Source organism: Paenibacillus sp. 19GGS1-52, assembly GCF_022369515.1.
Taxonomy (GTDB): domain Bacteria; phylum Bacillota; class Bacilli; order Paenibacillales; family Paenibacillaceae; genus Paenibacillus_AQ.
On the sequence record NZ_CP059724.1, the window covers coordinates 983,577 to 1,009,901 of the forward strand.

A 26,325-nucleotide genomic window follows, 5' to 3' on the forward strand; every position below is an offset into this window, starting at 1 on the left:
AAGGAGGAAACTATAGTGCCAATTAAAAAGTACAAACCGACCTCTCCGGCAAGACGCAACATGTCTGTGTCTACGTTTGAAGAAATCACAACAAACCAGCCTGAGAAATCGTTGCTGTCGCCGCTATTTAAACATGCGGGACGCAACAACCAAGGTAAAATTACGGTTCGTCACCACGGCGGCGGACACAAACGTAAATACCGGATCATCGACTTCAAACGGACTAAAGACGGCATACCAGGTAGCGTTGCTACAATCGAGTATGACCCGAACCGTACTTCTAATATTGCTTTGATCCACTATGCTGATGGAGAGAAACGTTATATTATCGCTCCTAAGGGCCTTAAAGTTGGGGATAAGATTGAGTCCGGCCCTGCTGCGGACATCAAAATTGGTAACAGCCTTCCGCTGATCAATATCCCGGTAGGTACAGTTATCCACAACATCGAGTTGAAACCAGGTAAAGGCGGACAACTTGTGCGCGCTGCTGGTACAGAAGCTCAATTGCTTGGTAAAGAAGATAAATATGTTTCCGTTCGCTTGACATCTGGTGAAGTTCGTAGAATTCTTAGCGTGTGCCGTGCAACTATCGGTTCCGTTGGTAATGAAGATCACGAATTGATCAAGATCGGTAAAGCTGGACGTAGTCGCTGGCTTGGCCGTCGTCCTGAAGTACGCGGCGTAGTTATGAACCCGAACGATCACCCACATGGTGGTGGTGAAGGCCGTGCTCCAATCGGACGCAAATCGCCTATGTCTCCTTGGGGCAAACCAACCCTTGGTTACAAAACGCGTAAGAAAAATAAGGCTTCTGATAAATATATCGTTCGTCGCCGCACGAAATAAGACGCTTCTGGCAAGTTAGCTTAGCGCGAAGCGTCGATTCGCGGTTTAAAGAACTGAATGAAGGGAGGATTCACACATGGGTCGCAGTTTAAAAAAGGGGCCGTTTATTGATGGCTACCTGCTGAAAAAAGTTGAGGATTTGAACGAGACAGAAAAGAAAGTTGTAGTTAAGACTTGGTCCCGTCGCTCAACCATTTTCCCTCAGTTTATCGGACATACGTTTGGTGTATATGACGGACGCAAACACGTGCCTGTATACGTAACAGAAGATATGGTAGGTCACAAGTTGGGCGAGTTCGCGCCAACACGTACTTACAAAGGCCACGCGGGTGACGATAAGAAAACAAGAAGATAATTAAAAGGTCTTCGTTTGAGAGGAGGGAAAACAATGGAAGCAAAAGCACATGCAAGATCAGTGCGGATTTCCGCTCGTAAAGCGAAACTGGTTGTTGACTTGATTCGCGGTAAGCAAGTGGGGGAAGCAATTGCAATTCTTCGCCACACTCCGAAATCCGCTTCTCCAGTAGTTGAGAAGCTGCTTAACTCAGCGATTGCGAATGCTGAGCACAACTATTCTTTGGACGTGAACAGCTTGTTCGTTAGCGAAGTTTTCGTTAACCAAGGTCCAACGATGAAACGTTTCCGTCCGCGCGCCATGGGCCGCGCAAGCCGGATCAACAAACGCACCAGCCACATTACTTTGGTGGTATCTGAGAAATAAAGGAGGGATAACACGTGGGTCAAAAGGTAAATCCAGTCGGACTCCGAATCGGTATTATTCGCGATTGGGAATCTAAATGGTATGCAGGCAAAGATTTCGGGACTCTTTTAATGGAAGACGTTAAAATCCGGGAATACCTTAAAGGCAAATTGAAGGATTCCGCTGTTTCCCATATTGAAATTGAAAGAGCAGCAAGCCGCGTGAATGTTACAATTCACACAGCTAAGCCTGGTATGGTTATTGGTAAGGGCGGAGCTGAAGTAGAAGTACTTCGCAGCGCAGTTACTGCAATTGCCAAAGGCAAAAAAGTACACATCAACATCAATGAAATCAAACACCCTGAACTGGATGCAATTCTTGTTGCTGAAAGCATCGCACAACAATTGGAGCGTCGTGTATCGTTCCGTCGTGCGTTGAAACAAGCGATTCAAAGAACTATGCGCTCTGGTGCTAAAGGGATTAAAACTCAAGTAGGCGGTCGTCTTGGCGGCGCTGAGATAGCTCGTTCAGAAGGTTATAGCGAAGGAACAGTTCCACTTCATACGCTTCGTGCCGATATCGATTACGGTACAGCAGAAGCACATACAACTTATGGCCTTATCGGCGTAAAAGTATGGATCTATCGTGGAGAAGTTCTTCCCCCAGCTAAGAAACAAGCTGCTCAGGAAGGAGGCAACTAATCATGTTGGTACCAAAACGCGTTAAACACCGCAAGCAACAGCGCGGTCACATGAGGGGTATGGCAAAAGGCGGTACGGAACTAAACTTCGGCGAATTCGGCCTGCAAGCATTGGAACCGTCATGGATCACTAACCGTCAGATCGAAGCTGCCCGTATTGCAATGACACGTTATATCAAACGTGGAGGTCAAGTTTGGATCAAGATATTCCCTGATAAGCCAGTTACTCAGAAGCCTCTTGAGGTTCGTATGGGTAGTGGTAAAGGTAATGTTGAGAAATGGGTTGCTGTAGTTAAACCGGGCAAGATTATGTTCGAACTCGGAGGCGTGTCGGAAGAAATCGCGCGTGAAGCGATGCGTCTTGCCGCTCACAAGCTGCCTGTAAAAACTAAGTTTGTGAAACGTGAAGAATTGGGTGGTGAAGCAAATGAAAGCTAATGAACTTCGCAACTTAACCACTGCTGAGATTGAACAAAAGATCGCTGGTTTTAAAGAAGAACTTTTCAATCTCCGTTTTCAATTGGCAACTGGCCAACTGGACAACCCGACTCGGATACGTGACGTGCGCAAGGAAATAGCTCGTGCTAAAACCGTTATCCATCAAAGAGTACTTGGGATCAGTTAAGTGAGACGGATGTAATCATCCGTATTCAGGAAGGAGGCTAACTATGAGCGAAGAACGCAATGCACGTAAAGTGCTAGTCGGTAAAGTAGTCAGTGACAAAATGGACAAAACCATTGTAATCGCTGTTGAAACCTATAAGAAGCATAACCTGTACCATAAACGCATCAAGTCTACGAAGAAATTCAAAGCACATGATGAGGAAAATGTTGCAAAAATCGGTGATGTTGTAAAAGTCATGGAGACTCGTCCGTTGTCCAAGGATAAACGTTGGAGACTAATTGAAGTGATTGAAGCAGCGGTTATCCTTTAAGATAATCACAAGATTCCTGATCGGAAGGAGGAAATTAAAATGATTCAACCATTTACACGTTTGCATGTGGCTGACAACTCTGGTGCGAAGGAACTGATGTGTATCCGCGTACTGGGTGGTACTGGACGCCGTACAGCAGCAATCGGTGATCTGATCGTTTGTTCCGTTAAACAAGCAACACCAGGCGGCGTTGTCAAAAAGGGTGATGTTGTTAGAGCGGTTGTTGTTCGTACTAAACGTTCTGTCCGCCGTAAAGATGGATCTTACATCGCATTCGACGAAAATGCAGCTGTTGTTGTTAAAGACGACAGAAGCCCACGCGGAACACGTATCTTCGGACCAGTTGCTCGCGAACTTCGCGATAAAGACTACATGAAGATCGTTTCCTTGGCACCGGAAGTTATCTAATAAAAAAACGGCGATAATAAGCTGAAGGTTAGTCATAGGAGGTGTAATAAATGCCTAGAGTGAAAAAAGTTCTGGAATCCCACAACAATAAACTGCATGTAAAGAAAGATGACGTAGTTCTTGTGATCAGTGGAAAAGACAAAGGTAAGAAAGGCCGCGTTATCGCAGCTTATCCTCGTCAAAACCGCGTTCTTATAGAAGGCGTCAACATGATGAAAAAACACCAAAAGCCGAACCAGCTGAATCCACAAGGTGGAATCATTGAGCAGGAAGCTTCGATTCATGTGTCCAACGTAATGCACATTGATCCGAAGAGCGGTAAAGTAACCCGTATCGGTTACAAGGTATTGGAAAACGGTAAAAAGGTTCGGATAGCTAAAAGATCCGGAGAAATTATCGACTAATATAGCCTTAAAGAAAGGAGGTTAATTCCTCATGGCAGCAAGAATGAAAGAACGTTTTCTTAATGAAATCACACCTGCTTTGATGCAGAAGTTTAACTATACTACTGTTATGCAAGTACCTAAAATCGAGAAAATTGTTATCAACATGGGTGTTGGTGATGCAGTGCAAAACTCGAAGGTAATTGATTCCGCACTTAGCGACATGCAATTGATCGCTGGTCAAAAGCCAGTTATCACTAAAGCAAAAAAATCTATCGCCGGTTTCAAACTGCGCGAAAACATGCCGATCGGGGTTAAAGTAACACTACGCGGTGAGCGTATGTATTACTTCTTGGACAAATTGATCAACGTAACACTTCCACGTGTACGTGACTTCCGTGGTATTTCCGCTAATTCATTTGATGGACGCGGTAACTACACACTTGGTCTTAAAGAACAATTGATTTTCCCAGAAATCGAGTATGATAAAGTAGATAAAGTACGCGGTATGGATATCGTTATCGTAACAACTGCAAAGACGGACGAGGAATCCCGTGAGCTGCTAGGTCAGCTGGGAATGCCTTTCGTGAAATAAAGTACGTTTCATCCTTTTCTTTTGAAAATGTTTGGGAGGTGTCAGGCAAAAATGGCAAAGACTTCGATGGTAGTAAAACAACAACGCACACCAAAGTTTAAAGTGCGTGCATATACTCGTTGCGAGCGTTGTGGTCGTCCACATTCCGTATTGCAAAAGTTTAAAATTTGCAGAATTTGTTTCCGCGAATTAGCTTACAAAGGCCAGATCCCTGGCGTGAAAAAAGCAAGTTGGTAAGAAGTTTATAAACGGGAAGGAGGTTTACACACATGACTATGTCTGATCCTATTGCAGATATGCTTACACGTATTCGTAACGCCAATACTGTGCGTCACGAAACGGTAGAAATGCCTGCTTCGACTATGAAAAAACAAATCGCTGATATCTTGAAGCGTGAAGGCTTCATCCGTGATGCGGAATATGTTGAAGATAGTAAACAAGGGATTATCCGTATCTTCTTGAAATACGGCCCTAATCAAGAGCGTGTTATTACAGGCTTGAAAAGAATTAGTAAACCAGGCCTTCGCGTTTACACGAAGAGCAATGAAGTTCCTCGTGTACTCGGTGGCCTTGGTATCGCGATTGTCTCCACATCTAAGGGAGTTATGACCGATAAAGAAGCTCGTCAATCAAAATCGGGCGGAGAAGTTGTCTGCTACATTTGGTAATAAACGTCACAAGATAAGGAGGTGCAATACATGTCTCGTATTGGTCGCAAACCAATCGCAGTACCTAGTGGTGTAGATGTCACTTTGGACAACACTACTATTACAGTAAAAGGTCCTAAAGGCTCTTTGACTCGTGAGCTTCATAAAGACATGAAGGTTACAGTTGAAAATAACGAAATTACCGTTGTTCGTCCTTCGGACAATAAAATGCATCGTTCACTTCACGGTACTACTCGCTCCGTTGTTAACAACATGGTGAGTGGCGTAACTGAAGGGTTCACTAAATCTCTGGAACTAGTTGGGGTTGGATATCGTGCAAGTAAAAACGGTGATAAAATCGTTTTGAACGTTGGTTTCTCACACCCGGTTGAAATTTCACCAGAAGCAGGTATCGAGTTCGATGTTCCAGCTAACACCAAGATCATCGTTAGAGGGATTGACAAAGAACGCGTAGGCGCTTATGCTGCTAAAATTCGTTCCGTACGTGAACCAGAACCATATAAAGGTAAAGGTATCAAATATGAAGGCGAGCGTATCATCCGCAAAGAAGGTAAAGCCGGTAAGAAGAAGTAACCGGTTTGAACTTAATTGTAAGATACCCCGTGCATCTTAAAGTGAAGCTGTTTACGGCAAACTGAAGGGAGTGAAAGGGAAGTCATGATTACAAAAGAAGATAAAAATAAGGCTCGTCTCAAAAGACACCTGCGTGTTCGTAAAAAGATCCAGGGAACTACTGAGCGTCCCCGTTTGAACGTATTCCGTTCATCCAAACACATCTATGCTCAATTGATCGATGACGTGACAGGCGTTACTATCGTAGCTGCCTCGACACTAGATAAAGGTCTGAGTGCTGATATCGGCAATGGCGGCAGCGTTGAAGCTGCTCGCAAAGTAGGCCAATTGGTTGCTGAGCGTGCCAAAGAAAAAGGTTATGCTGTGGTTGTATTTGACCGCGGTGGATACTTGTACCATGGACGAATTCAAGCATTGGCTGATGCAGCTCGCGAAGCTGGTCTTGAATTCTAGAATATTTCTAAAAAGGAGGTTAACGACTTGCGTGTAGATCCGAACAGTTTAGAGCTGACAGAAAGAGTTGTGCACATTAACCGTGTTGCTAAAGTTGTAAAAGGCGGACGCCGTTTCAGCTTTAGTGCACTTGTTGTTGTGGGCGATGGCAATGGCTACGTCGGTGCTGGTATCGGTAAAGCCGGAGAAGTTCCGGATGCCATCCGTAAAGGCATTGAAGACGCTAAGAAAAACCTGATTCACATTCCGATCGTAGGAACTTCGATTCCTCATCTGGTTACTGGTCATTTCGGCGCAGGACTCGTCCTGTTGAAGCCAGCATCAGAAGGTACTGGCGTTATCGCTGGTGGTCCAGTTCGTGCAGTATTGGAATTGGCAGGCGTTGGCGACATTTTGACAAAATCTCTGGGTTCTTCGAATTCCATGAATATGGTCAATGCAACTTTGGAGGGTCTATCCCGTCTGAAACGCATTGAAGAGGTCGCGAAACTTCGCGGCAAATCTGTCGAAGAATTGCGCAGTTAAGGAGGGGAATGTCAATGGCAAAATTGCAAATTACCCTCGTACGCAGCATAATTGGACGTCCAGAAACACAACGTGTTACTGTTAAGACGCTCGGCTTGCGTAAACTCAACTCGTCCGTAACTCACAATGACAATCCTGCGATTCGCGGAATGATCAATAAAGTGAGTCACTTGATATCTGTAACAGAAATCGAAGGCTAAACGCCTCGTATAAATTAACAAACATAAGGAGGTGCAAACGATGAAGTTACATGAACTTGCTCCGGCACCTGGTTCCCGCAAAGAACGCAACCGCGTTGGTCGTGGTCCTAGTAGTGGGAACGGTAAAACTTCCGGCCGCGGTCATAAGGGTCAAAACTCCCGTTCCGGTGGTGGTGTTCGTCTAGGCTTCGAGGGTGGACAAAATCCGCTCTATCGTCGTCTGCCTAAACGTGGTTTTGTCAATCCTACCCGTAAAGAGTATGCGATTGTGAACCTGGATGATCTGAACAGCTTTGCAGAAGGAACTGAAATAACTCCTCAGCTGTTGCTTGAAACTGGTGTAGTCAAAAACTCCAAGAGTGGTATTAAGATTCTTGGTAACGGCGAATTAGCCGTTAAATTGACGGTACAAGCAAATAAGTTTTCTCAATCTGCGGTAGAGAAAATTGAGGCTGCCGGCGGTAAAACCGAGGTGATCTAATGTTCAAGACGCTTAAGAATATATGGCATATTGAAGATTTGCGCAAAAAGATCCTGTTTACTCTTTTCGTTCTGTTTATCTATCGTATCGGCTCATTTGTGCCGGTACCTGGTGTAAACAAGGCAGTTTTGGAATCAACGAATCAAAGTGGAGACGCTTTGATGGGTCTTTTAAACACCTTCTCGGGCGGAGCGCTCAAAAACTTCTCTATCTTTGCGATCAGTATTTACCCGTATATTACCGCATCCATCATCGTACAATTACTGTCGATGGATGTGGTACCTAAGTTTGCTGAATGGGCTAAACAAGGGGAACATGGTAAAAAGCAACTGGCGCAAATCACACGATATGGCACTGTAATATTAGGTATGATTCAGGCTTTTGCCACTTCAATCGGGTTTAACCGAATTTATGGTACTGAAATGATTCCTAATGCGACTTTTGCAGATTACCTGTTAATAGCCATTATATTGACGGCAGGTACATCTTTCCTGATGTGGCTTGGTGAACAAATCACAGAAAAGGGAATTGGTAACGGGATTTCGATCCTGATTTTTGCGGGTATCGTCGCTGCCATCCCGGGATATATCACGACTACGGCACAATCAAGTTTCATTCAGCCGGATCAGGTGTTCCTAAATATTCTTAAAGTTGTTATTGTACTGATTGTGATTGCAGCGATTATTACAGGAGTTATCTTCGTACAGCAAGGCATTCGGAAAATTCCTGTACAATATGCCAAGCGTGTCGTCGGTAACAAAATGTATGGTGGACAGAATACACACATTCCGATGAAAATCAATTCGGCTGGTGTAATTCCAGTTATCTTCGCCGTATCACTGCTTCAGTTTCCAATTGTAATATCCAGCTTCTGGGCTAGTCACGAATGGGCTAAATGGGTCACTGCTAATCTTTATTATGACAAGCCGCTCGGCATGCTCCTTTATGTGATCATGATCATCGGATTTACGTTCTTCTATACGTTTGTTCAGATGAACCCGCAGCAAATGGCTGAGAACATGAAGAAAAATGGTGGTTACATTCCAGGTATTCGTCCAGGTAAAGCTACAGAGAAATATTTGACTCGGGTGATGTCTCGTCTGACGATGTCTGGCGCGATATTCCTAGCACTTATTTCTGTACTGCCTGTATTCTTTGGTAATCTATCTGGTCTGCCCCGGTCTGTAAAGATTGGTGGTACTTCACTGCTGATCGTAATCGGTGTAGCATTGGATACAATGAAGCAGATCGAGAGCCAATTGATTAAACGCCATTACAAAGGCTTCATCAATAAATAGGCGATAGGTTCCGGCGAAGAATGACTCTCAGACTTCCCGGCACCTATTGTGCTGTTTCTTGCTTGGTGGCGAATTTTTGGGGGTAGAGAAGAAACGTGAACATTTTATTCATGGGCCCTCCTGGGGCAGGCAAGGGAACACAAGCTGCTGTGATTGTGAAAGAACTGGGAATTCCTCATATTTCTACTGGTGATGCTTTCCGCTTGGCAATCAAGCAGGAAACACCAGTTGGGTTAAAGGCCAAATCATTCATCGATCAAGGTTTGCTTGTACCGGATGATGTGACCATCGGAATTGTAGAAGAACGGCTGCAGCAGTCCGATTGCGAAAAAGGTTTTTTATTGGACGGCTTTCCAAGAACTCTTTCGCAAGCGGAAGCGCTGGAAGAAATTCTAAGCCGCTTAAACACTTCATTGGATCATGTAATCAACTTGAATGTAGACCGTGGCCTTCTGATGGCGCGTCTTACCGGACGTCGTATCTGTAGTGTTTGCGGAGCATCCTACCATTTAATATTCAATCCGCCGAAGCAAGAAGGAATTTGCGACATTGATGGCGGTGAATTGTATCAGCGTCCAGATGACAACGAAGAAAGTGTTGGCAAACGTCTGGATGAGTATGATAATAAGACAGCGCCTTTGCTTGCGTTTTATGATGAAAAAGGTATTTTGCATCAGATAAACGGAGAAAACGAAATCAATGTCGTTTCTTCCGAAATAGTATCTTTACTGCGAGGTTAGTGTAATGATCATTTGTAAGTCCGAACAGGAACTCTCATTTATGAGGGAAGCTGGTCGAATTGTTGCTGAGAGTCATCGTCTTATCAAACAGGCCATTGAGCCTGGAGTTACTACTGGTGAACTCGACAAAATCGCCGATCGTTACATTCGCAGTCAAGGTGCTATGCCATCTTTCAAAGGCTACAACGGTTTTCCTGCCAGCATTTGCGCTTCAGTTAACGAACAATTGGTGCATGGATTTCCAGGTAAACGCAAACTGATTGAAGGCGATATTATTACGCTGGACATTGGTGCAGAATACCGCGGTTATCACGGCGATTCCGCCTGGACCTACGGTGTGGGCAGCATTTCCGAAGAGGCTCAGCACTTGCTGGACGTAACGGAAGGCTCCTTATTCGCAGGACTGGCTTTGGTTAAGCCGGATGTGCGCTTGTTTACAATCTCCCATGCTATTCAGAAGTATATCGAGGAGGCTGGTTTCTCAGTCGTACGCGAGTATGTTGGTCATGGCATTGGGGCAGAACTGCATGAAGAACCGCAAATTCCGAATTATGGCATAGCTGAACGCGGACCACGCCTAAAGCCGGGCATGGTACTTGCGATTGAGCCGATGGTAAACGTCGGGAGCAGGTATGTCAGAACGCTGGAAGATAACTGGACAGTCGTTACGGTAGACGGCTCATTGTGTGCTCATTTTGAGCATACAGTAGCAGTTACTCCGGACGGCATGGAAATTTTCACAAAACTGAATGCGTAGGTGATCTTCACGTGAGTACTGAGAGCAGCCCGCAGGTTGGTCAATTGGTGAGAATTCTCAAAGGCAAGGATGCCGGAGAGGCTGCCGTTGTTATCGCAGTTATTGATAGCAGATTTGTATTCATTGCGGATGGGGACAAACGTAAGTTTGATGGACCGAAGAAGAAGAATGTTCTTCATCTGGAGTTCATACCCTTTATCAGCAGTGAGGTTGTAAACAGTTTGGAAGAATGCGGTCGGGTTACAAACGGAAAGCTGCGTTTTGCAGTTATGAAGTTATTGGAATCTGCCGACAAAAGCGCTGGTGAGAAAGGAGATTAACTGTGGCTAAAGAAGATGTTATTGAGGTAGAAGGTACGGTCCTTGAACCGTTGCCAAATGCAACGTTTAAGGTTGAACTAGAGAATGGTCATCAAATACTTGCCCATGTATCCGGTAAATTGCGGATGCACTTTATCCGTATATTGACCGGAGACAAAGTGGTCGTGCAGTTATCGCCTTATGATTTATCAAAAGGTCGTATAACTTACCGTAAATAGATGGGAACTACGAAGAAAGTTTTGCTCTGCAAAACTTTGAGGAGGTAATTAACATGAAGGTAAGACCTTCTGTAAAGCCCATGTGCGAAAAATGTAAAGTAATCCGTCGCAAAGGGACTGTTATGGTGATTTGCGAAAATCCGAAACACAAACAAAAACAAGGTTAAGAAGGGGGTGTAGCGTAAAATGGCACGTATAGCTGGAGTAGATTTGCCACGTGATAAACGCGTTGAGATCGCCTTGACTTATATTTTCGGAATCGGTAAAACGACTTCCCAGAAAATTCTTAATGATACAGGCATTGACGTTAACACACGTGTCCGTGATTTGACGGAAGATGAAGTCAGCAAACTGCGTGAAACTATCGATAAGTCGGTCAAGGTTGAAGGCGACCTGCGTCGTGAAGTTTCATTGAATATTAAACGTCTTACTGAGATTGGCTGTTACCGCGGTGTTCGTCACCGTCGTGGATTGCCTGTTCGCGGTCAACGTACTAAAACGAATGCCCGTACCCGTAAAGGCCCGCGCCGTACGGTAGCTAACAAGAAGAAATAATAAGGGGGGATAAGAGACAATGGCTAAACCGAAAAAAGTCGTACGTACCAAACGTCGCGACCGTAAAAATATCGAAACTGGCGTGGCACATATTCGTTCCACGTTCAATAACACTATCGTTACGATCACAGATCCTCACGGAAATGCAATTTCCTGGGCAAGCTCTGGCGGCCAAGGATTTAAGGGTTCCCGTAAATCGACCCCATTTGCAGCGCAATTGGCAGCTGAATCAGCAGCAAAAGCAGCTATGGAGCACGGCATGAAGTCTGTTGAAGTTATGGTTAAAGGACCAGGCGCGGGTCGCGAAGCAGCCATCCGTTCCCTTCAAGCCGCTGGCTTGGAAGTTAACCTCATTAAAGACGTAACTCCGGTTCCTCATAATGGATGCCGTCCACCGAAACGTCGTCGCGTGTAGTGAAATCAGTATTGTAATTGTGGTATAATTCTGACGCATCTGCTAATAATAGGTGTTTAGGCATACTACATGATGCACCTGATGGGGTGACAGTTTCATATAGGAGCGACGTTTGAAGGAGGGGTACACTCGTGATAGAAATCGAAAAGCCGAAGATTGAGACCGTAGAAGCCAATGATGAAGGAACCTATGGGAAATTCGTAGTTGAACCGCTGGAACGTGGATATGGCACGACTCTGGGGAACTCGCTTCGCCGGATACTGCTTTCCTCCCTTCCGGGAGCCGCAGTAACATCGGTCCAAATTGACGGCGTTCTGCATGAGTTCTCAACCGTTCCTGGCGTAATGGAAGATGTGACCGAAATCATTTTGAACCTGAAAGCTCTCTCTCTGAAGATTCATTCAGACGAAGAGAAAGTGTTCGAGATTGATGCTGAAGGAGAAGGCGTCGTAACCGCAGGTGATATCCGTGCGGACAGCGACGTTGAAATTCTGAACCCGGATCTTCATATTGCAACGCTAGGACCTGGTGCGAGACTTCATATGCGTATTTTTGCAGGCCGTGGTCGTGGCTACGTCCAAGCGGACCGAAACAAACGCGACGACCAACCAATCGGTGTTATTCCGGTTGATTCCATCTACACTCCAATTTCACGCGTTAATTACGGCATAGACAACACACGTGTGGGTCAAGTGACCAACTATGACAAGTTAACAATGGAAATTTGGACAGATGGCAGTATCAGACCAGAAGAGGCTGTAAGTCTCGGAGCCAAAATTTTGAACGAGCACCTCGTATTGTTCGTAGGACTTACGGATGAAGCGAAGGACGCCGAAATTATGGTTGAAAAAGAAGAAGACAAAAAAGAAAAAGTGCTTGAGATGACAATCGAAGAACTTGATCTTTCTGTTCGTTCTTATAACTGCCTCAAACGTGCCGGTATTAATACCGTGCAGGAGCTTACCACTAAAACTGAAGAGGATATGATGAAGGTGCGTAACCTTGGTCGTAAATCTTTGGAAGAGGTTCAGGAAAAGCTTGAGGAACTTGGTTTGGGACTTCGTACAGAAGAATAGTGTTCAGATTGCTAGAGTAAAGGAGGGAATAACATGGCATACCAAAAATTGGGCCGTGATTCCAGTGCGCGTAAAGCATTATTTCGCGACTTGGTGACGGATCTGTTCTTATATGAACGCATCCAGACAACGGAAGCCAAGGCGAAGGAAGTTCGTTCCATCGCTGAGAAATTGATTACAAAAGCAAAAAAAGGCGATCTTCATGCTCGTCGTCAAGTTGCAGCATTTGTTCGTCGGGAGACTATTGATGGTGAGCAAGATGCAATCCAAAAATTGTTTGCTGACATTGCTCCTCGTTACACAGAACGTCCAGGCGGATACACTCGTATCCTGAAACTCGGACCTCGCCGTGGCGACGCTGCGCCAATGGTTTACCTTGAATTGGTAGACCGCGCGTAGTAACTTGTGATTTTCAATGATCCCCTTAATTCCATTCTCTGAACAGGATGGATGAGGGTAAGATCAGCGTGATTATGCTGTAGTGCGTAAGCTCTGCCGTATAAATTACGTTGGGGATCAGCTAGCTTCAATAGAAGGAGCTCCCGCAGGGGCTCTTTTTTTTTGAAATAGAAGGCTCCATAAGCTTGAAAGGTTTGAAAAGGAGATCAGAATGCGTAATCTATTGATGAAGGTCAATTATGACGGAACAAATTATGATGGCTTTCAGACCCAGCCTAAGGGCAATACGATTCAGGACCGGCTGGAACATGCCATATTCCATTTAACGGGTGAAGAGCTCAAGATCATAGCTTCAGGCCGGACTGATGCGGGAGTACATGCTTATGGCCAGCCGTTCAACTTTGTGACCTCCTCTCAAATTCCGCTTGAGCGCTGGTGTTTAGCGCTTAATGCAAGGCTTCCGCAGGACATCGTGGTTACAGAGGCAAGGGAGGTACCGCTTTCGTTCCACTCTAGAAGAGGAGCTAAGCGTAAAACTTACCGATACACGATTAGCGCAAACAGATTTCCAGATCCATTTCAGCGGCGCTGGCAGCTGCATCATCCGGTGAAGCTTGATATTTCTGCAATGCAACAAGGGTTACTTCATATTCTGGGTACCCATGATTTTACATCATTCGCATCACGTAAATCTACGAAAACCTCACACGTTCGTACGATCTTTGAAGCTCATATGGAGATAGACCGCACCATGTGTCGTTCTGATTCTACTGATCAAGGAGTTATTCATACTTATATAACTGGCAGTGGATTTCTTCAGCATATGGTTCGCATAATTATGGGTACTTTGATTAATGTGGGGGAAGGTAAGTTTCAGGCAGATGAGGTTGCAGGAATATTGGCGGCATGTGATCGTGCAGCAGCAGGACCGACTGCAATGGCTAGTGGGCTGGCCCTGTGGAGTGTAGAATATGACGATCAGACGAATGGATGACCTTACTCTTGGAACATCATGAAAAAAACAGAGTGAATGTCTAAAAATCACTTGCACTTGTCATGTTTATACTGTAATATAAAAATTGTGTTTTCTTAATGGCTATCCCACAGCCCCGATTAAGAAAATGCCAAAAAATGCTTTACCTAACACACATAATCGTAATTCAATGAGAAACTAGATATACGAAACATCGTACGAGAACAAGGAGGAAACATTCATGCGTACCACTTATATGGCTAAGCCGAACGAAGTTGCTCGCAATTGGCACATTATTGATGCCGAAGGCAAAACACTTGGTCGTTTGGCCAGCGAAGCCGCAGCATTGATCCGTGGCAAGCACAAGGTTCAATTCACACCACATGTTGATACAGGGGATTTCGTAATTGTTATCAACGCTGAGAAGATTCACTTAACCGGTAAGAAAATGCAAAACAAGAAGTACTACCGTCACTCCATGCACCCAGGTGGCTTGAAAGTTACTGTTGCTGAAGATTTGATCAAAACTAGACCTGAACGCATGATTGAATTTGCTGTTCATGGTATGATTCCTAAGACTCGTCAAGGCGATCATATGAAGCTGAGATTGAAAGTCTATGCGGGCGCTGAGCATCCACATGAAGCACAAAAACCTGAAGTTTACGAACTTCGCGGATAAGAATAGAGGAGGACAGTTTCATGGCACAAGTACAATACTATGGGACAGGTCGTCGTAAACATTCGGTAGCACGTGTTCGCCTTATACCGGGTGAAGGACGCATTGTCATTAACAAACGTGAGATGGATGAATATTTTGGTGTTGAAACACTCAAGATGATTGTTAGACAACCATTAACACTGACTGAAACTTTAGGAAACTACGATGTACTCGTTATCGCTCATGGTGGCGGAACATCTGGTCAAGCTGGAGCAATTCGTCACGGTATCTCCCGTGCATTGCTGAAAGTAGATCCAGAATACCGTGGTTCCCTGAAAAAAGCTGGATTCCTGACTCGTGACCCACGCATGAAGGAACGTAAGAAATACGGCCTGAAAGCAGCACGTCGTGCTCCTCAGTTCTCGAAACGTTAAGATTCTATGTTCACGAATTCAACCCTTGGCCTTCATTGGTCAAGGGTTTTATTTATTTTGCCAAGTCAGTTGGAGGTTGAAATGGATTGACTTCCACTGTGAAAGCTTTATACTATTCCGTATAAGATTAGTTGGAATTGTAGTATTTAAGGGGGATAATATAATGAATTTGCTTGAGAAAGAAGACCTGATAAAGATTAAAGCAGAGGAACTAGAAAATGCTGCACCGGAGGAAATTATTCGCTGGGCGGTTGAAACATTTCCGAATATAACATTTGCCTGCAGCTTCGGTGCTGAAGATGTGGTGTTGGTTGATATGCTTCACAAAGTGAGTCCTTCTACTGATGTATTTTATTTGGATACAGACTTCCACTTTAAAGAGACCTATGAAACAAGAGATATGATGTCTGAAAAATATGGTTTGGAGTTCGTACGGGTGTCTCCGCAGATCACTCCGCAGGAGCAAGCACTTCAGTACGGTGATGCGCTATGGACAGTAGATCCTAACCAATGTTGTGGAATTCGTAAGGTAGAGCCGCTTACGCGTATATTGTCTCAATACGATGCTTGGATTACAGGAATTCGCCGTGATCAGGCACCTACTCGTGCCAACTCGAAAAAGGTTGAGTATGATTATAAATTTGGTTTGGTTAAGTTTAATCCGATCGCTCATTGGACAACAGAGGATGTATGGAACTACATTCGCGAGAATGATGTTATATACAATCCGCTTCACGATCGTAACTTCCCAAGTATCGGCTGTGAACAATGTACACGGGCGGTTATGCCTGGCGAAGATCCACGTGCTGGTCGTTGGGCTGGATCGGAAAAAACGGAATGCGGACTGCACAAATAAAGTCTAATAACGCGACAACACAGAAGGAGAGAATAGAAATGACGTCAATACTCCCACATGGTGGAACACTGGTTAATCGCGTATTGGGTGGGGAAGAGCGGGAACAATTGTTGCTGGACTCCAAGAATAATAAATCGTTAGCAATTAATACTTGGATATTATCTGACTTGGATCTTATTGCAGTTGGGGCATTTTCTCCACTTAGCGGTTTCTTGAATGAAGAAGACTATCACTCAGTAGTTAAGGATATGCGTTTATCAGATGGCACGGTCTGGAGTATACCTATTACCCTTGCTGTGGAAGATGAAATCGTATCAGGTCTAGCCGTTGGTGATAGAGTGTCATTGATTGGTGAAGAAGATGGTGTCGTATACGGATTACTGGATATTGAGAGTATTTATACTGTCGATCAAACACTGGAAGCAGAGAATGTATTTGGTACTACTGATCCTGAACACCCTGGGGTTAGTAAACTTCTGGCGCGCCCTACAACATATGTTGGGGGTCCTATTACAGTGTTGAATCGTCCGCAACCTGAGAAGTTTGGAAAATTTTATTTTGATCCCTCCGAGACACGTAAGATCTTTGCTGATAAGGGGTGGAGAACGGTTGTAGGCTTTCAGACGCGTAATCCTGTCCATCGGGCTCATGAATATATTCAGAAGTGTGCTATGGAGGTTGTAGACGCTCTTTTTCTGAATCCCTTAGTAGGTGAGACCAAATCGGATGATGTTCCAGCCAATGTACGCATGAAGAGCTATCTTGCTCTATTAGAGAACTACTATCCAGAAGACCGAGCATTTTTGGGAGTCTTTCCGGCTGCTATGAGGTATGCTGGACCTAGAGAAGCAATATTCCATGCTATGGTCCGTAAAAATTACGGCTGTACCCACTTTATTGTAGGGCGTGATCATGCAGGTGTAGGTGATTATTACGGCACTTACGAGGCACAAGAAATTTTCAGCAATTTTACCGCTGAGGAAATTGGCATTACTCCATTATTTTTTGAACATAGCTTCTTCTGTAAAAAATGTGGGAATATGGCTTCCAGCAAGACATGCCCTCACCCAAGCGAACATCATATGGCATTGTCTGGTACAAAGGTACGGGCGTTGCTGCGTGACGGGAAATGTCCGCCGCCAGAATTCACTCGTCCTGAAGTTGCGCAAATTCTGATTGAAGGAATGTCGCAGGAAGTAACAGCTTAATATAAGAACTAGTACTATTTGACCCTCTTGTCCCATATAGATGAGTAGAATCTATCGGGACGAGGGGGTCTTTGTTATGTCTGGCCGTAAGCAGAGTAAAGTCTCGGTCTGGATCTCATGGAGCAGCATCAAAAAGGGAATTCTGGGCATTGCCTTATTGGCTCTTATGATCGGTATTATAGCGTATGATATGCCAACTGCTAAAACGTTGAACTACTGGAGTCTACCGCTGTCCGGTCAGATCATCGCTATTGATGCTGGCCATGGAGGTCCCGATGGGGGAGCAGTTAGCCGTGAGGGCTTAATAGAGAAGGACATAAATCTGGCAGTGTCTCTTTATCTGCGTGATTATTTGCAGCAGGCAGGGGCTATTGTTGTCATGACTCGTGAAGCTGATAATGACCTGGCTCAAGCCGATACAAAGGGTTACTCCAAACGTAAGACAGAAGATCTTAAACAAAGGGTGAGAAGCATCGAGGAGAAAGGAGCCGAATTATTTGTAAGCATCCATATGAATAGTGTTCCCTCCAATCGCTGGAGTGGGGCACAGACCTTTTACTATCCGAATAACGAACATAATAAAACGCTGGCAGGATATGTACAGGGAGAGCTAAGAAGCACTTTGGAAAATACAGACCGTGTCGCTAAGACGGTAAATACAGTATACCTGCTGAAGGCACTGAAAATGCCTGCAGTACTAGTAGAAGTAGGGTTTCTTTCTCATCCCCAGGAGTCACTTCTACTAGGAGATGATGTTTATCAGCGCAAGGTTGCGACAAGTATATACCGTGGCATTCTCCGATATGCCTCAGAGTAGTGGACGCAGGACTATTCATCTGCAGAAAGGGAATGCTATAATAGACAGAAATACCGGGGATTTGCCCGACCGGAAGTGAAAAAGAGGTGCTTTCCATGCTGACCAGGGAACAAATTCAGAACTTATTGCAGTCGATCACAGACCCGGAATCGGGAAAAAGCCTAGTTGAGTTACAGCTGATTCGCGATATTATGATTAAAGAAGATCGTATATCATTGTCTATAGTTTGTCTTGATACGGATGAGCAGCTTCGTATGGATTTGGAGCAACGAGTGCGTGAGCTTCTGGATAAAGGTGGAGCCGGAAATGTACATATTCGGTTGCGCGATGCAACGGCGCATGAGCGCTCTCTTATACGCGGAGAGGGCGCTGATGTTGAGCAGCAAGCTGAACAAGGGACGAGCCTTAAAGGACACGCAGCGGGCCTTGAGGGCATTGATTTGATCAATGGGAGCTCTGGCGTCAACTTCATCGCTGTGGCCAGCGGTAAGGGTGGAGTTGGGAAGTCGACGGTCACCGTTAATCTGGCGGTGGCTCTTGCCAGAAAGGGTAAAAAGGTTGGACTGATCGATGCTGATATTTATGGTTTCAGCATACCCGATATGATGGGGATCGAAGAAGGACCGATTGTTGAAGAAGGAACGATAATCCCTGTAGAACGTTTCGGGGTGAAGGTCATGTCTATGGGTTTCTTTATCCGTGAAAATAGTCCTGTCATCTGGCGTGGTCCGATGCTCGGTAAAATGCTGCGACAATTTTTCAGTGATGTAGGCTGGGGAGAACTTGACTATATGCTGTTGGACTTACCACCTGGTACAGGTGACGTGGCTCTAGATTTGCATCAGATGTTGCCGCACAGCAAAGAAATCATCGTCACGACTCCTCATGCTACCGCGGCTTTTGTGGCAGCCAGGGCTGGTTCTATGGCTTTGCAGACAGATCATGAGATTATAGGGGTCATTGAGAACATGGCCTATTACGAATGTTCTGCATGCGGTAAAAAGGACTATATATTTGGCCGCGGAGGCGGAGCAAGATTGGCGGAGACGCTTCATACGGAATTGTTAGCTCAGATTCCCCTTGGAGCACCAGATAATCACATATCCGAAGTGGATTTTTCACCTTCAGTATACAAAGCGGAAACACCAACAGCACTTTTGTTTGCTGAAATCGCTGATAAGCTGATTACTAAATACGAGCAGCACTAAAATTAATATAGTAAAGAGGCCATCCTGCACCTACTAGTGGGATAAGGCCTCTTTTGTTTATAAAAGGATGTATTTTATTAGGAACCGGAGTTGTCTCCGCCGCCACCGCCTTCTTGTTTCTGGCTATCTCCGCCGCTACCCTGATTCTTTCCCCCTGTCTTCTGAACTTTGGGCTGTAGTTCCTCCTGTACAACCGTTTTAAGCAAGTCCAATACCTCCATACGGAATAAGGGATTTTGCATGGCTTCTTGCATAACGGTCATTGTCTGTTTGCGATAGTCTGATGATTTAGTAAGATCCAGGAACATTTTCATCATTTCAGGTGACTTCATAATTTCTTCAACCGATTTTTGATATGAAGGATCTTTAATTAATTGAAGGTGTAGCTCCTTGCTTTGCGAATTGATCGCTTTAGCGAAGTCTCCTGCAAATTTGGGGTCCGTCATTATCTTTTCGATTTCTTTCTGATATTCTGGAGCGGTGAGCGTATCCTTGACCGCCACTTTTATTTGTTCAGTGGTCTGGAGCGGCATCATTTTCATACTAATACCACTGCTGCTAGCGCCACCTTCAGAGCTGGGAGTTGATAATGCCTCTTCTACAGCTTTTTTTCCCTCTTCGCTTTTCAATATATCTACAACCATGGTCTTCATTTCTTTATATCCCCCTTGCCCGGAAGAGGAACTGCTCTGTTCGCCTCCGCAGGCCGTTAAGGCTAAAACGAAGCCTAATGCAAATCCGCCTGACCTCAAAACCCTCCATTTCATTGGCACTGCCCTCCTTTTAGGATTCCTGCTATGTAGTATGCCGCTTAAGAATACATTTATGTTGCTGCCGAATGGTTTTTTGCAGGTAACCTTGGTAAAATAAATCTGACACGGGGGTGGATAAGCTGAGTATAAGAAAATGGTTTTATTTATTTTGGACCACGCTTTTGATTGGCGCAGGAGGTGCGGTTATTGCCGGGCTTGCTTTGCAAACGGTGAATGGGCGAATCGATTTTAAAAGCGTTGCTGATTTCTGGCTATATCCACTTATTTTATTTGGTTACGGTATACTTGTAAGCGTCTATGCCCAGCTTGGATTCTTCGCATATCTGATTCTGAATTATATGGGGATTGGAGTGTTTCCGCGGAAGATTTGGCAGTACATTCAACTGGTGCTCGCCGTGCTCGCTCTGCTTGAATTAATTTTTTTGCGTACGTTTGTGGGTGGAGACAGAAATGTCATTTCCGATCTAATCTTGGGGATATTCATCTTGCTTACCGCCCTAATGGTGACTTATTTTAAAGTGAAAAGTACTAATGCATCTGCTTGGATTCCAACCTTTTTCTTTATGTCGGCAATTTCAATTGTCGAGATCATCGGCGTGCTTCGTATTGGCGTTGATAGTGCTACCGTATTTATTGTTGTTCCACTCGTTGCTTGCAATGCATTCCAAATTTTGATGCTGCACCGTGTTTTGAAACCGTCCACCGGTTGAGGGAAGGGACCAGCAACAGGAATAACCCCGCTCATCTGATATATCAGAAATGAACGGGGTTATTTATTAGATATTGAGTGCCGAAAAGATTAAAATCCGTCAAAGGAGGTTAATCCTAAGAGCAGCATACATATTAAGATATCTATACGAAGCCACTATTTTAGGAGGAGAATAAATGAACATCAAGCGTTATATGATAAAAGACACAAATGAAACTGAACTTAAGCATCTGGATCCGGATGAAAAAGGTGAATTTAAATCCAAAGAAGAAGCCAATGCAAAAATGGAGAAGCTTAAGGAACGGCTTATCGAGCTACAGGATATATTATTTGCCCAGAAAAAGCACTCACTGCTTGTTATCCTTCAAGGAATGGACTCAAGTGGTAAAGATGGGACAGTTAAACATATTTTCTCAGGTATTAATCCACAAGGGTTCATGGTCACCAGCTTCAAGAAACCTTCTTTAGAGGAGGAAGCTCACGAATTTTTGTGGAGAGTTCACCAGAAGACACCGCCTAAGGGCTATATCGCCGCCTTTAACCGTTCCCACTATGAAGATGTATTGGTACCACGCGTCCATGGTGGCCTGAAAAAGGACGATATGAAGCGCCGCTTTCGTTACATCCGCCAGTTTGAGGAAATGATGGTGGAAGAGGGCACCACGATCATTAAGCTCTTCTTGCATATCTCTAAGGATAAGCAACTCAAGAAAATTCAGGAGCGACTGGAAGATCCTAAGAAGCACTGGAAATTCGATGCTAGTGATCTTCAGGAGCGGGAATACTGGGATGAATATCAAGAAGCCTATGAAGATATTTTTAAAGAAACCAGCATTGAAAAAGCGCCTTGGTACTGGATCCCAGCCAATCATCAGTGGTACCGCAACTATTTGGCCCTGGCCATTGTTGTAAAGACATTGGAGGGTCTAGATCTGAGTTATCCGAAGCTGGATACCCCCACACCCGAAATTTCGGAGCTCATTTCTCCACGTCATTAATACTTTTAATAGTGGCCATTACAATCCGGCCGCATCCTCTAAGCTATCGTTCAGCCATGCAGAATCGCGGACTTCCTTACCGTCGGCACTGCTTTGGCTGAGCAATTCGGAGACCGTTACAAATTCATAACCCTGCTTGCGAAGCTCATCAATGATGAGTGGAAGGGCCTCGTGAGTCTGTTTACAGGAGTCGCTGGCGTGCAGAAGGACAATATCTCCTGGGTGAGCTTTGGTCGTAACCCGTTTCACAATATTATCTACCCCAATATTTTTCCAGTCCAAGGAATCCGTATCCCACTGAATAACCTTATACCCAAGGTCGTTGGCAATTTGGAGTACCCTTTTGTCAAAATCGCCATTAGGCATACGAATTAAATTTGGCTCTTTCCCGGTTAATTCAGTTAATACGGAGTGTGCAGTTGTAATCTGTGTACGGATTTCCTCATTGCTGAGTGTGCTGTAATTAACATGCTTATGACCATGGCTACCGATTTCAAAACCTGCATTTTTAATGCTTGTCACTATCTCTGGATGGGTTTTGCTCCATGGTGAAGACAGAAAGAAGGTGGCTTTATCCACTTTTTTGTCTTCAAGTACCTTTAAAATCGGTTCCGGCCGTTTCTCTCCCCAGCTAATATCGAATGTCAGGGCAATAAGCTTCTTCTCCGTCGGCACACTGTAAATCGCAGAAGGGGCGGCTTCAGAAAATACGGTAATGTTACCCCTCTCGACATAGACAACTCCAGCGGCCAGAAGCGCAGCGGCAAAGATGTAGATGAACCGTTTTATTTTTTTGCCACTGAATACATAAAAAGAATTCATAAATAACTGTGCTCCTCTCCCATGCTAATGCTTGTTTGTTTTAAATGTATGCTCGTACCGTCCGCTTATGACCCAAGATTAAGATATGGCAGATATCAATATCAGGAGGTATATATGTTATCGTTCTTCACTTTTATTAAGGATCTAACAACAATTCGCAAGGCGTTACTACTTTCACTTATTCTGTTTGCAGGGGGTGTGGTCATAGGTTGGATAGGAACTGATTCTCTGGAAAAATTGCTTGTGCAGCAGCTTCGGGGATTAAGTGAAATAAGCGGTAACCTTAGAGAGTCCTCCCATCCGCAATGGAGCTTCTTTGTGTTTATATTTATGAACAATAGTATCAAAGGCGTGCTCATTCTCTTTTTAGGGGCGTTGTTTGGGATACTGCCTGCTATATTTTTATTGATAAATGGAGCGGTTATCGGATACTTGGTCCATTACTCAGCATTGCAGGGACAAGATTTGTTTGCTTTGATAGTTAAAGGGCTGTTGCCACATGGAATTATTGAGATACCAGCTATCATCATCGCTAGTGCCTTCGGACTACAGTTCGGCGGTAAAGTTGCTTCAAGCCTATTTAGCTCGGCAGCACGAAAGAAGGAACGGGGAACAGACTGGTCGCTCTTTATGCGTCAGACTCTCACTGCATCCATATGGATTGTTCTCTTGCTATTTATTGCTGCCATTATAGAAAGCACAATTACATTTTCCCTTTTATCATAAAATTTAGGGGAATTGAGCATAACATTAAAGTCGTGCTCAGGGGGAAAGAAAAATAGATTGAGCATGGCTGTACCATATAGGGGATTTTACATAATTATGGTTATAGATGCGATCCTCCGGTTAATCTAATTAGACAGAGCAAAACGCAGCTTTCCCCATTTGGACTAACTTCTTTTGCACAAGAATTAGTAGTTGGAGCATTTGATCATTTCAATTTGATGAAGGAGGCCAAGCATATGCTGGGAATGTTGTTTAATGATAAGGAATGCAAAGAACTAGACTATGTTTTGCGTAAAGAGCTTGACGAAATGCTATTAGATTTGAGCGATCAACGCTTGGACCAAAATATTAGACATGCTATCGCCAACAGATATAAGACCGTATTTCGTATGTATGCACGCTTCGCTCCCCAGAAAGAGCTTTCTAAGTATGCATGGGGTGGACGTACCTCTCAGATCAAGCATTAATGCCGCAGGAATATGCCAAGGTCTTATGAGATTTACAATTACTTAACAAAATAGGTTGACTAAAAAGGTGGCGCCGTGATACATTATATCTCGCGCCCCTTTTCGTTGTATGAAAGGTGGATGCAAGCAAGTACTTTTAATAAAATGTTTTTCAAAAAAAAGCTTGCCAAATTATGATATGCTGTGATATATTATAAAGGTCGCCGCTGAGACGCGGTGAAGAGCTAAAACGAGAATTTGATCTTTGAAAACTGAACAACGAGTGAGTGGGATTTTACGAAAGTAAAATCCAAAAGAAGATGAGTTTCACGGCATTTATGCTGGAGTAAACTTGTCGGTTGAGAATGTAAATTCTCGTCAGAGGTTTCAAAATGAGCAATCGCTCTTTTCAATACAAATTGGAGAGTTTGATCCTGGCTCAGGACGAACGCTGGCGGCATGCCTAATACATGCAAGTCGAGCGGAGTTTTGTTGAAAGCTTGCTTTCAACAGGATTTAGCGGCGGACGGGTGAGTAACACGTAGGCAACCTGCCCCATAGTCTGGGATAACTACCGGAAACGGTAGCTAATACCGGATAATTCCTTTTTCCACCTGGGAAGAGGATGAAAGACGGAGTAATCTGTCGCTGAGGGATGGGCCTGCGGCGCATTAGCTAGTTGGTGGGGTAACGGCTCACCAAGGCGACGATGCGTAGCCGACCTGAGAGGGTGAACGGCCACACTGGGACTGAGACACGGCCCAGACTCCTACGGGAGGCAGCAGTAGGGAATCTTCCGCAATGGGCGCAAGCCTGACGGAGCAATGCCGCGTGAGTGATGAAGGTTTTCGGATCGTAAAGCTCTGTTGCCAGGGAAGAACGTCTTATAGAGTAACTGCTATAAGAGTGACGGTACCTGAGAAGAAAGCCCCGGCTAACTACGTGCCAGCAGCCGCGGTAATACGTAGGGGGCAAGCGTTGTCCGGAATTATTGGGCGTAAAGCGCGCGCAGGCGGCTATTTAAGTCTGGTGTTTAAACCTTGGGCTCAACCTGAGGTCGCACTGGAAACTGGGTGGCTTGAGTACAGAAGAGGAAAGTGGAATTCCACGTGTAGCGGTGAAATGCGTAGATATGTGGAGGAACACCAGTGGCGAAGGCGACTTTCTGGGCTGTAACTGACGCTGAGGCGCGAAAGCGTGGGGAGCAAACAGGATTAGATACCCTGGTAGTCCACGCCGTAAACGATGAGTGCTAGGTGTTAGGGGTTTCGATACCCTTGGTGCCGAAGTTAACACAGTAAGCACTCCGCCTGGGGAGTACGGTCGCAAGACTGAAACTCAAAGGAATTGACGGGGACCCGCACAAGCAGTGGAGTATGTGGTTTAATTCGAAGCAACGCGAAGAACCTTACCAGGTCTTGACATCCCTCTGAATCCGCTAGAGATAGCGGCGGCCTTCGGGACAGAGGAGACAGGTGGTGCATGGTTGTCGTCAGCTCGTGTCGTGAGATGTTGGGTTAAGTCCCGCAACGAGCGCAACCCTTATGCTTAGTTGCCAGCACATTATGGTGGGCACTCTAAGCAGACTGCCGGTGACAAACCGGAGGAAGGTGGGGATGACGTCAAATCATCATGCCCCTTATGACCTGGGCTACACACGTACTACAATGGCCGGTACAAAGGGCTGCGAAACCGCGAGGTGGAGCGAATCCCAACAAAGCCGGTCTCAGTTCGGATTGCAGGCTGCAACTCGCCTGCATGAAGTCGGAATTGCTAGTAATCGCGGATCAGCATGCCGCGGTGAATACGTTCCCGGGTCTTGTACACACCGCCCGTCACACCACGAGAGTTTACAACACCCGAAGTCGGTGGGGTAACCCGCAAGGGAGCCAGCCGCCGAAGGTGGGGTAGATAATTGGGGTGAAGTCGTAACAAGGTAGCCGTATCGGAAGGTGCGGCTGGATCACCTCCTTTCTATGGAGAATCGTTTCCTGTAACGGAAACATTCGAACAGAAGCCGCAAGGCTTCTAGTAAACCCTTAGGGTTTACACACACTCACTCGTTGCTCAGTTTTGAGAGAGCAAGTCTCTTTCGTATGCGTTTGGTGGCGATAGCGGAGGGGTTCCACACGTACCCATCCCGAACACGACCGTTAAGCCCTCCAGCGCCGATGGTACTTGGACCGAAGGGTCCTGGGAGAGTAGGACGTTGCCAAGCGCACCCTTATGATTAACTTCATGAGATGCATTGATTGAATAAGGGCCTTTAGCTCAGCTGGTTAGAGCGCACCCCTGATAAGGGTGAGGTCGGTGGTTCGAGTCCACTAAGGCCCACCATTCAAATTTCATAAACCTCTTATGGGGCCATAGCTCAGCTGGGAGAGCGCCTGCCTTGCAAGCAGGAGGTCAGCGGTTCGATCCCGCTTGGCTCCACCAAAACTTTTTAAAATGA

General features: G+C 45.1%; 40 protein-coding genes, 2 tRNA genes and 2 rRNA genes. 42 read left to right on the forward strand and 2 right to left on the reverse strand.

Going from position 1 to position 26,325, the window contains the following annotated elements; translation table 11 throughout:
- Positions 1 to 15: 15 nt before the first annotated feature.
- The 34 genes from rplB (at position 16) to H1230_RS04545 (ending at position 19,399) form a co-directional block, all read left to right on the forward strand.
- Complete coding sequence (gene rplB, locus H1230_RS04380; RefSeq protein WP_239714401.1) at positions 16 to 846, forward strand: 50S ribosomal protein L2; 831 nt, start codon at positions 16 to 18, stop codon at positions 844 to 846.
- 76 nt (positions 847 to 922) lie between these two features.
- The gene (gene rpsS / locus H1230_RS04385) at positions 923 to 1,201 is read left to right on the forward strand and encodes a 30S ribosomal protein S19 (protein ID WP_154122598.1); all 279 of its coding nucleotides are present in this window, start codon (positions 923 to 925) and stop codon (positions 1,199 to 1,201) included.
- A 33-nt stretch (positions 1,202 to 1,234) separates the two neighbouring features.
- Positions 1,235 to 1,567: a 50S ribosomal protein L22 gene (gene rplV / locus H1230_RS04390; protein WP_036680546.1), complete on the forward strand. Its 333-nt coding sequence runs from the start codon at positions 1,235 to 1,237 to the stop codon at positions 1,565 to 1,567.
- A gap of 14 nt (positions 1,568 to 1,581) precedes the next feature.
- Complete coding sequence (rpsC, locus tag H1230_RS04395) at positions 1,582 to 2,247, forward strand: 30S ribosomal protein S3 (RefSeq protein ID WP_239714402.1); 666 nt, start codon at positions 1,582 to 1,584, stop codon at positions 2,245 to 2,247.
- 2 nt (positions 2,248 to 2,249) lie between these two features.
- Positions 2,250 to 2,684, forward strand: a complete 435-nt coding sequence (rplP, locus tag H1230_RS04400; RefSeq protein ID WP_087918342.1) for a 50S ribosomal protein L16 — start codon at positions 2,250 to 2,252, stop codon at positions 2,682 to 2,684.
- Positions 2,674 to 2,871 carry a 50S ribosomal protein L29 gene (rpmC, locus tag H1230_RS04405; protein ID WP_019908232.1) on the forward strand — a complete coding sequence of 66 codons (198 nt, stop codon included), beginning with the start codon at positions 2,674 to 2,676 and terminating at the stop codon, positions 2,869 to 2,871. Before rplP ends, rpmC begins: the two co-directional genes overlap by 11 nt.
- Before the next feature lie 43 nt (positions 2,872 to 2,914).
- Positions 2,915 to 3,181: a 30S ribosomal protein S17 gene (rpsQ, locus tag H1230_RS04410; protein ID WP_154122597.1), complete on the forward strand. Its 267-nt coding sequence runs from the start codon at positions 2,915 to 2,917 to the stop codon at positions 3,179 to 3,181.
- Between the two features lie 39 nt (positions 3,182 to 3,220).
- Positions 3,221 to 3,589, forward strand: a complete 369-nt coding sequence (rplN, locus tag H1230_RS04415) for a 50S ribosomal protein L14 (RefSeq protein WP_036680556.1) — start codon at positions 3,221 to 3,223, stop codon at positions 3,587 to 3,589.
- Between the two features lie 50 nt (positions 3,590 to 3,639).
- Entirely contained in the window at positions 3,640 to 3,993 is a 354-nt protein-coding gene (gene rplX, locus H1230_RS04420) for a 50S ribosomal protein L24 (protein ID WP_229522524.1), read from the forward strand.
- Between the two features lie 31 nt (positions 3,994 to 4,024).
- Positions 4,025 to 4,567 carry a 50S ribosomal protein L5 gene (gene rplE / locus H1230_RS04425; RefSeq protein WP_239714403.1) on the forward strand — a complete coding sequence of 181 codons (543 nt, stop codon included), beginning with the start codon at positions 4,025 to 4,027 and terminating at the stop codon, positions 4,565 to 4,567.
- A 51-nt stretch (positions 4,568 to 4,618) separates the two neighbouring features.
- Positions 4,619 to 4,804 carry a type Z 30S ribosomal protein S14 gene (locus H1230_RS04430; RefSeq protein ID WP_154122595.1) on the forward strand — a complete coding sequence of 62 codons (186 nt, stop codon included), beginning with the start codon at positions 4,619 to 4,621 and terminating at the stop codon, positions 4,802 to 4,804.
- Positions 4,805 to 4,836: 32 nt separating this feature from the next.
- The gene (gene rpsH / locus H1230_RS04435; protein WP_036652964.1) at positions 4,837 to 5,235 is read left to right on the forward strand and encodes a 30S ribosomal protein S8; all 399 of its coding nucleotides are present in this window, start codon (positions 4,837 to 4,839) and stop codon (positions 5,233 to 5,235) included.
- 30 nt (positions 5,236 to 5,265) lie between these two features.
- Complete coding sequence (gene rplF, locus H1230_RS04440; RefSeq protein ID WP_154122594.1) at positions 5,266 to 5,808, forward strand: 50S ribosomal protein L6; 543 nt, start codon at positions 5,266 to 5,268, stop codon at positions 5,806 to 5,808.
- A gap of 84 nt (positions 5,809 to 5,892) precedes the next feature.
- A complete protein-coding gene (rplR, locus tag H1230_RS04445; protein WP_154122593.1) occupies positions 5,893 to 6,261 on the forward strand; it encodes a 50S ribosomal protein L18 in 369 nt (122 codons plus the stop codon).
- Between the two features lie 27 nt (positions 6,262 to 6,288).
- Positions 6,289 to 6,786, forward strand: a complete 498-nt coding sequence (rpsE, locus tag H1230_RS04450; protein WP_239714404.1) for a 30S ribosomal protein S5 — start codon at positions 6,289 to 6,291, stop codon at positions 6,784 to 6,786.
- 14 nt (positions 6,787 to 6,800) lie between these two features.
- Positions 6,801 to 6,986: a 50S ribosomal protein L30 gene (gene rpmD, locus H1230_RS04455; protein ID WP_154122591.1), complete on the forward strand. Its 186-nt coding sequence runs from the start codon at positions 6,801 to 6,803 to the stop codon at positions 6,984 to 6,986.
- Between the two features lie 40 nt (positions 6,987 to 7,026).
- Entirely contained in the window at positions 7,027 to 7,467 is a 441-nt protein-coding gene (gene rplO / locus H1230_RS04460; protein WP_239714405.1) for a 50S ribosomal protein L15, read from the forward strand.
- Complete coding sequence (gene secY, locus H1230_RS04465) at positions 7,467 to 8,765, forward strand: preprotein translocase subunit SecY (protein ID WP_239714406.1); 1,299 nt, start codon at positions 7,467 to 7,469, stop codon at positions 8,763 to 8,765. Before rplO ends, secY begins: the two co-directional genes overlap by 1 nt.
- A gap of 95 nt (positions 8,766 to 8,860) precedes the next feature.
- Complete coding sequence (locus tag H1230_RS04470) at positions 8,861 to 9,505, forward strand: adenylate kinase (protein ID WP_239714407.1); 645 nt, start codon at positions 8,861 to 8,863, stop codon at positions 9,503 to 9,505.
- A 4-nt stretch (positions 9,506 to 9,509) separates the two neighbouring features.
- Positions 9,510 to 10,262, forward strand: coding sequence for a type I methionyl aminopeptidase (gene map, locus H1230_RS04475; RefSeq protein ID WP_239714408.1), 753 nt, complete (start codon positions 9,510 to 9,512; stop codon positions 10,260 to 10,262).
- A gap of 11 nt (positions 10,263 to 10,273) precedes the next feature.
- Positions 10,274 to 10,582, forward strand: coding sequence for a KOW domain-containing RNA-binding protein (locus tag H1230_RS04480; RefSeq protein WP_239714409.1), 309 nt, complete (start codon positions 10,274 to 10,276; stop codon positions 10,580 to 10,582).
- 2 nt (positions 10,583 to 10,584) lie between these two features.
- Complete coding sequence (infA, locus tag H1230_RS04485; protein ID WP_036652996.1) at positions 10,585 to 10,800, forward strand: translation initiation factor IF-1; 216 nt, start codon at positions 10,585 to 10,587, stop codon at positions 10,798 to 10,800.
- Positions 10,801 to 10,853: 53 nt separating this feature from the next.
- Positions 10,854 to 10,967 (forward strand): 50S ribosomal protein L36, encoded by a 114-nt coding sequence (gene rpmJ, locus H1230_RS04490; RefSeq protein WP_026688601.1) that lies wholly within the window; start codon positions 10,854 to 10,856, stop codon positions 10,965 to 10,967.
- Between the two features lie 19 nt (positions 10,968 to 10,986).
- The gene (gene rpsM, locus H1230_RS04495) at positions 10,987 to 11,355 is read left to right on the forward strand and encodes a 30S ribosomal protein S13 (RefSeq protein ID WP_239714410.1); all 369 of its coding nucleotides are present in this window, start codon (positions 10,987 to 10,989) and stop codon (positions 11,353 to 11,355) included.
- Positions 11,356 to 11,374: 19 nt separating this feature from the next.
- Positions 11,375 to 11,770, forward strand: a complete 396-nt coding sequence (gene rpsK / locus H1230_RS04500) for a 30S ribosomal protein S11 (protein ID WP_154122586.1) — start codon at positions 11,375 to 11,377, stop codon at positions 11,768 to 11,770.
- Positions 11,771 to 11,901: 131 nt separating this feature from the next.
- Positions 11,902 to 12,846 (forward strand): DNA-directed RNA polymerase subunit alpha, encoded by a 945-nt coding sequence (locus H1230_RS04505; RefSeq protein ID WP_239714411.1) that lies wholly within the window; start codon positions 11,902 to 11,904, stop codon positions 12,844 to 12,846.
- A gap of 33 nt (positions 12,847 to 12,879) precedes the next feature.
- A complete protein-coding gene (rplQ, locus tag H1230_RS04510) occupies positions 12,880 to 13,245 on the forward strand; it encodes a 50S ribosomal protein L17 (protein ID WP_154122585.1) in 366 nt (121 codons plus the stop codon).
- 211 nt (positions 13,246 to 13,456) lie between these two features.
- Positions 13,457 to 14,239 (forward strand): tRNA pseudouridine(38-40) synthase TruA, encoded by a 783-nt coding sequence (gene truA / locus H1230_RS04515; RefSeq protein ID WP_239714412.1) that lies wholly within the window; start codon positions 13,457 to 13,459, stop codon positions 14,237 to 14,239.
- 220 nt (positions 14,240 to 14,459) lie between these two features.
- Positions 14,460 to 14,897, forward strand: a complete 438-nt coding sequence (gene rplM, locus H1230_RS04520; RefSeq protein WP_239714413.1) for a 50S ribosomal protein L13 — start codon at positions 14,460 to 14,462, stop codon at positions 14,895 to 14,897.
- Between the two features lie 20 nt (positions 14,898 to 14,917).
- Positions 14,918 to 15,310 carry a 30S ribosomal protein S9 gene (gene rpsI, locus H1230_RS04525; protein WP_154122582.1) on the forward strand — a complete coding sequence of 131 codons (393 nt, stop codon included), beginning with the start codon at positions 14,918 to 14,920 and terminating at the stop codon, positions 15,308 to 15,310.
- Positions 15,311 to 15,473: 163 nt separating this feature from the next.
- The gene (locus tag H1230_RS04530) at positions 15,474 to 16,166 is read left to right on the forward strand and encodes a phosphoadenylyl-sulfate reductase (protein WP_239714414.1); all 693 of its coding nucleotides are present in this window, start codon (positions 15,474 to 15,476) and stop codon (positions 16,164 to 16,166) included.
- Between the two features lie 38 nt (positions 16,167 to 16,204).
- Positions 16,205 to 17,374: a sulfate adenylyltransferase gene (gene sat / locus H1230_RS04535; RefSeq protein WP_239714415.1), complete on the forward strand. Its 1,170-nt coding sequence runs from the start codon at positions 16,205 to 16,207 to the stop codon at positions 17,372 to 17,374.
- A 76-nt stretch (positions 17,375 to 17,450) separates the two neighbouring features.
- Positions 17,451 to 18,191, forward strand: coding sequence for an N-acetylmuramoyl-L-alanine amidase CwlD (cwlD, locus tag H1230_RS04540; RefSeq protein WP_239714416.1), 741 nt, complete (start codon positions 17,451 to 17,453; stop codon positions 18,189 to 18,191).
- Positions 18,192 to 18,286: 95 nt separating this feature from the next.
- Complete coding sequence (locus H1230_RS04545) at positions 18,287 to 19,399, forward strand: Mrp/NBP35 family ATP-binding protein (protein WP_239714417.1); 1,113 nt, start codon at positions 18,287 to 18,289, stop codon at positions 19,397 to 19,399.
- Positions 19,400 to 19,476: 77 nt separating this feature from the next.
- Here the strand turns inward: H1230_RS04545 and gerD are convergent, their stop codons facing one another.
- Positions 19,477 to 20,166, reverse strand: coding sequence for a spore germination lipoprotein GerD (gerD, locus tag H1230_RS04550; RefSeq protein WP_239714418.1), 690 nt, complete (start codon positions 20,164 to 20,166; stop codon positions 19,477 to 19,479).
- A gap of 125 nt (positions 20,167 to 20,291) precedes the next feature.
- Here gerD and H1230_RS04555 point away from each other — a divergent pair, with 125 nt between their 5' ends.
- Together H1230_RS04555 and H1230_RS04560 are read left to right on the forward strand one after the other, a co-directional pair.
- Positions 20,292 to 20,882, forward strand: a complete 591-nt coding sequence (locus H1230_RS04555) for a KinB-signaling pathway activation protein (RefSeq protein ID WP_239717096.1) — start codon at positions 20,292 to 20,294, stop codon at positions 20,880 to 20,882.
- A gap of 175 nt (positions 20,883 to 21,057) precedes the next feature.
- Positions 21,058 to 21,879 (forward strand): PPK2 family polyphosphate kinase, encoded by an 822-nt coding sequence (locus H1230_RS04560; protein WP_239714419.1) that lies wholly within the window; start codon positions 21,058 to 21,060, stop codon positions 21,877 to 21,879.
- Between the two features lie 18 nt (positions 21,880 to 21,897).
- Here the strand turns inward: H1230_RS04560 and pdaB are convergent, their stop codons facing one another.
- Positions 21,898 to 22,701 carry a polysaccharide deacetylase family sporulation protein PdaB gene (gene pdaB, locus H1230_RS04565; RefSeq protein ID WP_239714420.1) on the reverse strand — a complete coding sequence of 268 codons (804 nt, stop codon included), beginning with the start codon at positions 22,699 to 22,701 and terminating at the stop codon, positions 21,898 to 21,900.
- Between the two features lie 114 nt (positions 22,702 to 22,815).
- Here pdaB and H1230_RS04570 point away from each other — a divergent pair, with 114 nt between their 5' ends.
- The 6 genes from H1230_RS04570 (at position 22,816) to H1230_RS04595 (ending at position 26,309) form a co-directional block, all read left to right on the forward strand.
- Positions 22,816 to 23,427 (forward strand): stage II sporulation protein M, encoded by a 612-nt coding sequence (locus H1230_RS04570; protein WP_239714421.1) that lies wholly within the window; start codon positions 22,816 to 22,818, stop codon positions 23,425 to 23,427.
- 236 nt (positions 23,428 to 23,663) lie between these two features.
- Complete coding sequence (locus tag H1230_RS04575; protein WP_154122573.1) at positions 23,664 to 23,894, forward strand: hypothetical protein; 231 nt, start codon at positions 23,664 to 23,666, stop codon at positions 23,892 to 23,894.
- Between the two features lie 395 nt (positions 23,895 to 24,289).
- Positions 24,290 to 25,847: ribosomal RNA gene (locus tag H1230_RS04580) — 16S ribosomal RNA — on the forward strand.
- 127 nt (positions 25,848 to 25,974) lie between these two features.
- Positions 25,975 to 26,091 (forward strand): 5S ribosomal RNA (gene rrf / locus H1230_RS04585).
- A 42-nt stretch (positions 26,092 to 26,133) separates the two neighbouring features.
- A tRNA-Ile gene (locus tag H1230_RS04590) sits at positions 26,134 to 26,210 on the forward strand.
- Between the two features lie 23 nt (positions 26,211 to 26,233).
- Positions 26,234 to 26,309 (forward strand) — tRNA-Ala (locus H1230_RS04595).
- Positions 26,310 to 26,325 lie beyond the last annotated feature (16 nt).